Origin of the sequence: Zobellella maritima (genome assembly GCF_003075035.1) — a bacterium.
GTDB lineage: Bacteria > Pseudomonadota > Gammaproteobacteria > Enterobacterales > Aeromonadaceae > Oceanimonas > Oceanimonas maritima.
Map to the genome: position 1 here is coordinate 1850523 of NZ_QCZE01000001.1, position 10136 is coordinate 1860658.

Here is a 10136-nt window from a genome sequence, read left to right on the forward strand (position 1 = left end):
GGGGGCTCTCCTTAGTGGGCCACGCCGGCGGCGCCGTGTTCATCGATCAGGTGACCGGTGTTGAAGCGGTCAATGGTAAAGGGCCGGGCCAGATCATGGGGCTCGTCATGGGCGATGGTATGGGCAAACACATGGCCCGAGCCGGGGGTAGCCTTGAAGCCACCGGTACCCCAACCGCAGTTGAAATACAGCCCCTTGATATGGGTCTTGGAAATGATCGGGCAGGCGTCCGGACAGGTATCGACGATACCGCCCCAGGTGCGGTTGAGGCGCACACGGCTGAAGATCGGGAACATCTCGACGATGGCGGCGATGGTGTGCTCGACGGTTGGGAAAGATCCGCGCTGGCCATAGCCGAGGAAGCTGTCGATACCGGCGCCGATCACCAGGTCACCCTTGTCGGACTGAGACACATAGCCGTGTACGTGGTTGGACATCACCACAGTGTCGAGAATCGGCTTGAGCGGCTCGGATACCATGGCCTGCAGTGGATGGGACTCGAGCGGCAGCTTCATGCCCACCATGTTAGCCATTACCCCGGAGTTGCCGGCGGTCACGCAGGCCACCTTGGGCGCGGAGATGAAACCACGGCTGGTTTCCACACCGGTCACGGCGCCGTTGGCACGGCGGATGCCGGTGACTTCGGTCTGCTGGATCAGGTGGACGCCCAAAGCGTCGGCGGCACGGGCAAAGCCCCAGGCCACGGCGTCGTGACGGGCGGTACCGCCGCGGGCCTGCCAGGATGCACCCATTACCGGGTAGCGGGCATTCTTGGAGCAGTCCAGGATCGGCACCATGTCCTGCACCTGCTGGGCGGTAAGCACTTCGCCATCGATGCCGTTGAGGCGGTTGGCGTTGACCCGGCGCTCGATGTCGCGCATGTCCTGCAGGGTATGACCCAGGTTGAGCACGCCACGCTGGCTGAACATCAGGTTGTAGTTGAGGTCCTGGGCCAGGCCTTCCCACAGCTTCATGGAATGCTCGTACAGCCAGGCTGCCTCGTCCCACAGATAGTTGGAGCGGACTATGGTGGTGTTACGGGCGGTGTTACCGCCGCCCAGGTAGCCCTTCTCGATCACCGCCACATTGGTGATGCCGTGTACCTTGGCCAGGTAATAGGCAGTGGCCAGGCCGTGGCCGCCACCGCCGACGATGATCACATCATAGCCTTCTTTCTTGGGGGTAGGATTCTGCCACACCCGCTGCCAGTTCTCGTGGTGGCTGAGGGCGTGCTTGAGCAACCCGAAACCTGAATACTTTTGCATACTGTCACCTGTTCTTGGTAAGGGCGAACGTTGTCAGTCCGACAGACTTGCGGGCTGGGCCGTTTGGGGCCGCCCCACCCCGCCTGCCGGGGCATACAGTCGCTCGTCTAAAGCGAATATAGGGTTAGCGATATACCGGAAAATAGCTGCACAGGGTGGCGACCTGATCTTTCACCGCGATAATCACCTCGGGGTCATCCATGTGCTCCAGAATGTCGCAGATCCAGCCGGCCAGCTGGCGGCAATGCTCGACCTTGAAGCCGCGACTGGTCACCGCCGGGGTGCCGATACGCAGGCCGGAAGTCACAAAAGGCGACTGAGGATCATTGGGTACGGCATTCTTGTTGACCGTGATATGGGCATCGCCCAGCACCCGGTCCGCGTCCTTGCCGGTAATGCCCTTGTCGGACAGGTCCAGCAGGAAAAGATGGTTGTCGGTGCCGTTGGAAACGACGTTGAAGCCCCGCTTCTGGAACACTTCCACCATGGCGCGGGCATTGTCGATTACGCCCTGCTGGTAATCGCGGAACTCCGGCGCCAGGGCCTCGGCAAAGGCCACGGCCTTGGCAGCGATGGCATGCATCAGCGGGCCGCCCTGACCACCGGGGAAGACAGCGGCATTGAGCTTCTTCTCGAGTTCCGGGTTGGTGCGCGCCAGGATCAGGCCGCCACGGGGACCGCGCAGGGTCTTGTGGGTGGTGGTAGTCACCACATCGGCAAACGGCAGCGGATTGGGATAGAGGCCGGCGGCAACCAGGCCGGCAACATGGGCCATGTCCACGAACAGGTAGGCACCCACCTTGTCGGCGATGGCACGGAAGCGGGCCCAGTCCATGACCCGGGAGTAGGCAGAAAAACCGGCCACTATCATGCGCGGCTTGTGCTCGATGGCCAGGGCTTCGACCTGATCATAATCCACCTCGCCGGTGGCCTCGTTCAGGCCGTATTGCACCGCATTGTAGATCTTGCCGGAAAAGCTCACCTTGGCGCCGTGAGTCAGGTGGCCGCCATGAGCCAGGCTCATGCCGAGTATGGTATCGCCCGGCTCGCACAAGGCCATAAAGACGGCGGCATTAGCCTGGGAACCGGAATGAGGCTGGACGTTGGCATAGTCGGCGCCGAACAGCGCCTTGGCACGATCGATGGCCAGCTGTTCAATCTTGTCCACCGCCTGGCAGCCGCCGTAGTAGCGCTTGCCCGGGTAACCTTCGGCGTATTTGTTGGTCAGCACAGAGCCCTGGGCTTCCATCACCGCGGGGCTGGTATAGTTTTCGGAGGCGATCAGCTCGATATGCTGTTCCTGACGGCTGGCTTCTTCTTCCATGGCGGCCCAGACAGCCGGATCAATATCCTGAATACGCGTGTGCTTGCTAAACATCTTCTTTGCTCTCCTTTCCGGGCGATGGGCCACCCAAGCAGACTTACTCATCCCTGGCAGCGCCTCTTAACAGGTGCACTCCAAGCCTTATTGAGGCTCATAGTAAAGAGTGCAAGCACCCGGTGTTTGACTGGCTGCGGCGTAATGCTGTGTATTTGCGACAGGAATGTGCGGAAAATGTTACTATGCGTGGCCGTCACCTGCCGATTTACGACATCCGTGCCCGGCGAGAGCCGAGGGCTGCCTAGCTGTTTGCGACACCCGAGCCCGGCGGGTACCGAGGGTGAAAAGCCGGGCAGGAGCCGGTAATATTGAACAAATGTCCCTTTATCCAGGTTCAACCTGGTTACCATCCGCTGTAACGAGTCTGCCATCGATGCGTGAAGCCAAAGAAAAACGTCATTTCAGTAGCCTGTTGCGTGATGCCAACAGCGCCTTCCTGCCGAGTCCGGAAACAGACGAAAAGCCGGTACGAGTGGGCTTTGTGCTGCTGGAGCACTTTTCCATGATGGCCTTTACCGCAGCGGTCGACGCCCTGGTCACCGCCAACCTGGTGCGTACGGCCCCCCTGTTCAGCTTCTGTACCTTCGGGCTGGATGCGGTCATGGTAAAAAGCGACCTGGCGCTGGATATCTCCACCACCGGCGAGCTGACCCAGTTACCGCTGGAGGGCGAACAGGCCCTGGACATCCTGATAGTCTGCGGCGGCTATCGTTGCTCCCTGGCGGAACAACCATTGCTGACCGCCAAGTTGAGGGCCGCGGCCAAAAACGACATCATCCTGGGCGGACTCTGGAACGGCGCCATTCCGCTGGCCTATGCCGGGTTGCTCGACCAGCAAAGTTGTGCCCTGCACCCGGACAACCACGCCTTCGCCCGGGAGCGGTTCGACAAGGTGAAGGTTTCCGAGCGAGTACTGGTGGCGGAAGACAAGCGGGTGACCAGCGCCGGTCCCAGCAGTGCCCTGGAGATGATGCTGGCGTTGATCGAGCAGGTCCAGGACAAGGCAACGGTGCGGGCCATCCGGGAGATCCTCAGTTGTGATCAGGTCGCCGACAGCGATGAGGCCAAGCTGGTGCTGCCCGCCGATGACCCCAGCTTCCCGGAGACCCTGCGCAACCTGCTGCGGCTGATGAGCAGCAATATCGAAGAACCGCTCAGCGTCGATGAGCTGGCTTCCTTCGTGGGGGTGTCCCGGCGACGCATCGAACGGCTATTTCAAACTCATATGGAGACCACTCCCTCCCGTTACTACCTGGAGCTGCGCATCACCCATGCCCGTCGCCTGCTGCTGCAGAGCGATGACACCATCGTTAACATCGCCGTGGCCTGCGGTTTCCTCAGCTCTACCCATTTCAGCCATTGCTTCAAGGACTATTTCGGCATCTCCCCCAGCCAGGCAAGGCAGAAGCAACGGGGGTAAGCAGAACGCTCATCATCCTGGGTAGGGGCAATGTTGACAGTAAAACGGCGGGCGTGCTAGATACACGGGTTTGGTTAACGGTTCCTTGATTGATTATGCGCCGGTGCTCTGACCCGGACGCAGACACATCCTGGATAGGCGCCCGGGTGATTTCAGGAGATGTACTGTCAAGATGACAACGGACATAAAGATATTGATCGTCGAGGATGAAGAGCTGACGAGGGAGTGTCTCGTCAACTACTTTACCGCGGAAAACTATCGGGTATTTGAAGCCGGCTCTGCCGAGCTTGCCGAAAAAATATTGGCCGAAAACAACATAGATCTCATCCTGCTGGACATCCGGCTGCCGGGCAAGGACGGCCTGACCCTGACCCGGGAGATCCGGGTGAAATCCGAGATCGGCATTATTCTAGTCACCAGCAAACAGGATGAAATAGAGCGCATTATCGGGCTGGAATGTGGTGCCGACGACTTTATCACCAAACCCTTCAACCCCAGGGAGATCCTGGCCAGGGCCAAGAACCTGGTGAGACGGGTGCGCAGTATCGCCGCCGCCCCGCAGGTCGCATCCGCCCCGAATATCAAGCAGTTCGATGCCTGGACCCTGGATCTCGACCGCCGGGTGCTGATCAATGCCGACGGCGAAGCCCTCTCCCTGACCGATGGCGAGTATCAACTGCTGTGCGCCTTTATCAACAATTCGGGCAGGACGCTGACCCGCGATCAGCTGCTTGATCAAATCAAAAACCGCGAATGGGTTCCCAGCGACAGGACCGTGGATGTGCTGGTCGGGCGACTGCGCAAAAAACTGCAAGACAACCCGGCCGACCCCAAGATGATCTTAACGGTCCATGGCGTGGGCTACATCTTTACCCCCAAGGCCATCGATCTCCCTTGAGAATTCTGCTGCTGTTGCTGATGCTGGCAACCCGGGTCGAGGCCCGTACTGTGCTCGCCTGTGGTCATCCGGTCTATCCGCCCATTTCCTGGGCCCAGGACCGGCAGCTGACCGGTATCGCCCCCCACCTGGCAGAAAAACTGTTCAGGGAGCTGGGCCATACCCTGGCGCTGTCTGTCTTCGGCAACTGGGAACGCTGCCTGCAGGAAGCCAGGACCGGCAGGGTCGAGGTCATCGTCGCGGCCTATCAAACGGCCCAACGCCAACAGGACTTCCGCTTCACCGACTACCCCATCATCGCCGACCCCATCATACTGCTCACCCACGCCGACAACCCGGAACCGGTCACCCGCCTGGAGCAACTGAAAGGCAAGACCATCGGCCTGCTGTTTGGCGATAGTTTCGGTGACGAGTTTGATGATTTCGTCAGGCAGGAGGCCTTTGTGGAACGGGTATCGGAAGGCCGCCAGAACATGATGAAACTGGCCATGGGCAGGATCGACTATATGCCCATCGGCAAGCTGACCGCATCATTGCAACTGCAACACTTTGCCTATCGGAGCAGGCTCAAGCCATTGCCGAACATCATTACCATAGAGCAGTATTACCTGGCCATACGACGTGACTCGCCCCTGGTGAAGCACCTGCCCTATCTGTCCGCCCGTATCAACGAGCTGACCGTTGAAAAGTACATTCAGTATATTACCGAGCACTACAGCCAGGACTATCTTTCACGGCGGCCCGCCGGGGAGGCACCGGCCAGATGAACATCATGCCGCGCAGCCTGCCCAATTATCGCAAGGCCCATCCCCTGGGTTTCAGGATGTTCCTGATGGTGCTGGCCTGCAGCCTGCTGTTCTCCCTCATCTCAACCTGCCTGCAGCTTTACAGCGATTACCACAAGGAGCGAAACGCCATCGAGGAGCGCCTGCGGCTGATAGAAAGCGGCTATCTCGACAGCCTGTCGAAAAGCATCTGGGATCTGAATATAGAGCAGACCCGCCTGCAGCTAAAAAGCATCCTGGACATGCCGCATATGTCTTCCCTGCGGCTGGAATCCGACTCCTTTGCACAGCCACTGGTTATTGGCGACCATGATCAATCACAGACCTCCGCCATCCCCTACCGCTTCGATCTCGGTTACCAGAGCCCGACCCTGGGCAGGCAACACATAGGCTCGCTGGCGCTGTGGGTGGATGAAGGCAGCATCCGCCAGCAGCTGCTGCAGGGCGCCATGATCACCCTGTTCAGCTACACCCTGACCATACTGGCCATCGCCTTCAGCATCATGTTCCTCTTTCAACGGCTGGTCACCCGGCATCTGGAGGCCATGGCCCGCTATGTTGAGCAACTGGGTCGGGGGCACCTCGATACGCCCTTGGCGCTCAGCCGCCCCGAGCACCGCCAGCAGGACGAGCTGGATACGGTGGTCAGCGCCCTCAACAATATGCGCCAGGCCATCCGCCAGGATCTGGAGCACGGGGAGCAGGAGCGCAGGCAGCTGAAGCGGCACAAGCAGGAGCTGCAGGCCATGGTGGAGAAAAGAACCCGCAGCCTGCTGCGGGCAAAAGAAGCGGCGGAGTCAGCCAATCAGGCGAAGTCCCGCTTTTTGGAAACCATGACCCATGAAATAAGAACCCCCATGAACGGCATCCTGGGCACCATCCAGCTTTTGCAGCACGCCCGGCTGAACGAAACAGAACGGGGCTACCTGCACACCCTCAGGCAATCCTCCGAGCACCTGCTGATGCAGTTAAACGATGTCCTGGATTACGCCAAGCTGGAACAGGGCATGTTGAGTGACGAGCAGGTGGATTTTTCACTGACCGGCCTGGTCCAGGACTGCATGGCGCTGATGCAGGGCTACGCCCAGGAAAAGCGGCTGACCATAGATACCGAACTGGCCCCAGAGCTCCACCATTATTATCGGGGGTATGCCGGTCGCCTGCGCCAGGTGCTCGCCAACCTGCTCGCCAACGCCATCAAGTTCACCGAACAGGGCAGTGTCCAGCTCCATATCACCTTGAAGACTCACAACCGGCTGCGCTTTACCGTGCACGATACGGGTATCGGCATCCCCCCGGAACAGCAGCAGCGGATATTCCATCGCTTTACCCAGGCCGACGAGTCAGTTACCCGCAAATACGGCGGGACCGGACTGGGGTTAGCCATCTGTCAGACCCTGGTTCACGCCATGGGCGGCACCATAGGGGTAAACAGCAGCCCCGGCCAGGGCAGCGAGTTCTGGTTCGAACTTCCCCTCAAGCCGGTGAGCAGCCCCCCGGAACGGCCGGAAATAACGCCGGTGGAGGCCATCGACAGCCTGAGCATACTGCTGGTGGAAGACATGCCCGTCAATCAGCAGGTGATCACCGGGCTGCTGGAGCATGATGGCCACCTGGTCTGCCTGGCCGAAGACGGCGAGTCGGCCATCGCCATCACGGCGCAACAGTCGTTTGACGTGATCCTGATGGACATGCATCTCCCCAGGATGGATGGCATCACCGTCAGCCGGCATATCCATGACCACCCCGGCCAACTGAACAAAGACACCCCCATCATCGCCATCACCGCCAGTGTTATGCCCGGGGATATCAAACGCTACCTGGATGCCGGCCTGCAGGCGGTGGTGGCGAAGCCGGTCCACCAGCAGAAGCTGCGGCAGGCACTGATGGGCGCATGCGGCACAGACCCCATCGGCCGGCCCACAGCTCACCCCGACCTGCAACCTCAGGGGTTGCTCGCGGAAAACCCGCTGCTGGCGAAAAGCAGCGCCATCCTGGGCAAACATCAGGTGAAGACCCTGCTGGCCCGGTTCCGTCGGCAGCTGCCGGACGACTGTCGCGCCCTGGCTGAAGAAATGACCGCCGGTGACCCCTACGAAATCGAGCAGCTGGCCCACAGGCTGGCTGGCGCCAGCGCCATGCTGGGGTTTGCCGAGTTCAGCCGGCTGGTGCAACAGATAGAAACCCATGCCCACGACCAGGCACACATTCCCGCCTCCCTGCCCGGCGAATTGCAGGATGCCATGGCCGGCACCCTCACCCAGCTTGATGCCCTGCTGACGGAACTCGAGCAACCCCACTGACGGTGGCTGCCCGCCTCCACGGAAAAATAAAGTCAATATAATCAGATAGTTGAAAACAAACACAACAAGCGTAACAAGTTATTACAAATACGCACAATCAGTAAACACCGCCATTACAACAGGATGTTAGTCTGCACTCAGTCCCCCTTGTGGTGCGACCAATACGCAAGGCACACGCTGCTGACCGACGCCCTGTCGAGCGAACAGCCGTGGCTTGCTCAATCTAGTGTATGGAGGGAACCATGACGACCAAACCCATCCCGCAGAAGCCGAGCTTTTTCCTGGCGCTGCTGCCCATTGCCCTCACCTTCCTGGTGCTGGGCGTACAGCTTTTCTACTTCAATGACTTTACCCCCCATATCCCGCTGGCCCTCGGTATCGCCATCACCGCCCTGATCGGCTGGTTTCGCGGCTATCGCTGGGATGCTATGGAAGCAGGCATTATCAAGGTGGTACGACTGGGCCTGCAGTCCGTCGGCATCCTGATCATTGTCGGCATGATCATCGGGGTCTGGATTGCCAGCGGCACTGTACCCTACCTGATCACGCTCGGCCTCAGCCTGCTGTCGCCGGAGTTGTTTCTCGCCGCCAGTGTGCTGATCTGCGCCGTGGTATCCCTGTCTCTCGGCACCTCATGGGGTACCACGGGCACCGTCGGCCTGGCCCTGATGGGCATCGGCACCGGCTTTGACATCCCCATGTACTGGACCGCCGGCGCCGTGGTTTCCGGCGCCTTTTTCGGCGACAAGATGTCGCCCCTGTCGGACACCACCAACCTGGCACCGGCCGTGACCGGGGTCGACCTGTTCGACCATATCCGTAACATGCTGCCGACCACCATACCGGCCATGCTGATTGCCCTGGTTATCTACCTGTTTGTCGGATTCAACCTGATCAACGCCGAGCAGGTGGACTTCAGCAAGGTCCAGCTGATCATCCATGGCCTGGAAGACAGCTTTACCCTGTCGTGGATGCTGCTGCTGCCACTGGCGGTGACCATCACCCTGGCGGTGAAGAAGATGCCGGCCCTGCCGACCCTGTTTGTCGGCGCGCTGCTGGGTGCCGTGGTCGCCATAACAGCCCAGGGGGTCGGCCTGCAGGAAGTGTTCCAGTACATGTTCGGCGGCTACAAGATAGACTCCGGCATCCGCGAAATCGACGCCTTGCTGAACCGGGGTGGTATCCAGTCCATGACCTGGGTCATTACCCTGATGCTGATCGCCCTGGCGTTCGGCGGTATCCTGGAGCACACCCGCTGCCTGGAGGTGCTGGTTGACAAGATACTGTCCCGCTCGAACAGCTTTGCCACCATGCAATCATCCGCCATCGCCACCTCGGCCATGACCAATGTGATCGGTGGTGACCCCTATCTGTCCATCGCCCTGCCCGGCCGCATGTTCGCCCCCGCCTACCGCAAGCAGGGCTACTCGGCGCTCAACCTGTCCCGGGCCACCGAGGAAGGGGGTACCCTGGTTTCGCCGCTGATCCCCTGGAACGCAGGCGGCGCCGTGGTGATCACCGCGCTCGGGCTGGGCATTGCCGAGGGCCAGACCATCAACCTGCTGTACATCCCCCTGGCCTTCGCCTGCTGGCTGTCGCCACTGATCGGCATGTTTTACGCCCATATGGGCTGGTTCTCACCCAAAGCATCCGCCGACGAGATAGCGCGCTGGCGACAGGAAGAAGAGAACACCGCTTCGGTCACCGAAAAACAGCCACTAACGGCCAGCTAACACCCACAGAAGCAGCCCCTCGCATGAGGGGCTGCTTATTCCGCATCTGCTATAAACATAAACGGGCCAACTGGCCCGTTTATGTTTCGCTTTATTAATTATCTATGGCTGTATGTTATTTTCTGCTGCCCAGTGTATTCAGATAGTCCACACAGGTATCAACTGACTCCACGTCACCGAACTTGGCGTCGATATCAAACAGGTTCCAGGCCACGGCACCCGGGATACGGTCGCCGATACATTCCTTCACCGCGATCGGGCGGAAGCCTTCGGCCATGGCATCACAGATGGTGGTACGCACGCAGGCCGAGGCTGTCACCCCGGTCACCAGCACTGTGTCTACCCCGGCGG

The 10136-nt window shown here is 60.1% G+C and carries 8 protein-coding genes; 5 read left to right on the forward strand and 3 right to left on the reverse strand.

Translation table 11 applies throughout. From position 1 onward, the window contains the following. Positions 1–11 precede the first annotated feature (11 nt). Positions 12–1265, reverse strand: a complete 1254-nt coding sequence (locus DCS96_RS08570) for a sarcosine oxidase subunit beta family protein (protein WP_116473871.1) — start codon at positions 1263–1265, stop codon at positions 12–14. Positions 1266–1389: 124 nt separating this feature from the next. After that, the gene (gene glyA, locus DCS96_RS08575; RefSeq protein WP_116473872.1) at positions 1390–2643 is read right to left on the reverse strand and encodes a serine hydroxymethyltransferase; all 1254 of its coding nucleotides are present in this window, start codon (positions 2641–2643) and stop codon (positions 1390–1392) included. Between the two features lie 376 nt (positions 2644–3019). Between glyA and DCS96_RS08580 the strand changes: the two genes are divergently transcribed. From DCS96_RS08580 to nhaC, 5 genes are all read left to right on the forward strand, one after another. Continuing rightward, the gene (locus tag DCS96_RS08580; protein ID WP_116473873.1) at positions 3020–4066 is read left to right on the forward strand and encodes a GlxA family transcriptional regulator; all 1047 of its coding nucleotides are present in this window, start codon (positions 3020–3022) and stop codon (positions 4064–4066) included. Between the two features lie 172 nt (positions 4067–4238). Further along, positions 4239–4964 (forward strand): response regulator, encoded by a 726-nt coding sequence (locus tag DCS96_RS08585; protein WP_116473874.1) that lies wholly within the window; start codon positions 4239–4241, stop codon positions 4962–4964. Beyond that, on the forward strand, positions 4961–5731 hold the full coding sequence (locus DCS96_RS08590) for a substrate-binding periplasmic protein (RefSeq protein ID WP_232818206.1): 771 nt from the start codon (positions 4961–4963) through the stop codon (positions 5729–5731). Before DCS96_RS08585 ends, DCS96_RS08590 begins: the two co-directional genes overlap by 4 nt. Beyond that, entirely contained in the window at positions 5728–8052 is a 2325-nt protein-coding gene (locus tag DCS96_RS08595; protein WP_116473875.1) for an ATP-binding protein, read from the forward strand. Before DCS96_RS08590 ends, DCS96_RS08595 begins: the two co-directional genes overlap by 4 nt. 242 nt (positions 8053–8294) lie before the next feature. Further along, positions 8295–9785 (forward strand): Na+/H+ antiporter NhaC, encoded by a 1491-nt coding sequence (gene nhaC, locus DCS96_RS08600; RefSeq protein ID WP_116473876.1) that lies wholly within the window; start codon positions 8295–8297, stop codon positions 9783–9785. A gap of 115 nt (positions 9786–9900) precedes the next feature. Here the strand turns inward: nhaC and DCS96_RS08605 are convergent. Beyond that, on the reverse strand, positions 9901–10136 hold a 236-nt coding region (locus DCS96_RS08605), incomplete at its 5' end, for an isochorismatase family protein (protein WP_116473877.1).

Coding starts and splice junctions, on each gene's coding strand:
- nhaC (WP_116473876.1), top strand. CDS start 8,295: ATGACGACCAAACCCATCCCGCAGAAGCCGAGCTTTTTCCTGGCGCTG.
- glyA (WP_116473872.1), bottom strand. CDS start 2,643: ATGTTTAGCAAGCACACGCGTATTCAGGATATTGATCCGGCTGTCTGG.
- DCS96_RS08585 (WP_116473874.1), top strand. CDS start 4,239: ATGACAACGGACATAAAGATATTGATCGTCGAGGATGAAGAGCTGACG.
- DCS96_RS08595 (WP_116473875.1), top strand. CDS start 5,728: ATGAACATCATGCCGCGCAGCCTGCCCAATTATCGCAAGGCCCATCCC.
- DCS96_RS08580 (WP_116473873.1), top strand. CDS start 3,020: ATGCGTGAAGCCAAAGAAAAACGTCATTTCAGTAGCCTGTTGCGTGAT.
- DCS96_RS08570 (WP_116473871.1), bottom strand. CDS start 1,265: ATGCAAAAGTATTCAGGTTTCGGGTTGCTCAAGCACGCCCTCAGCCAC.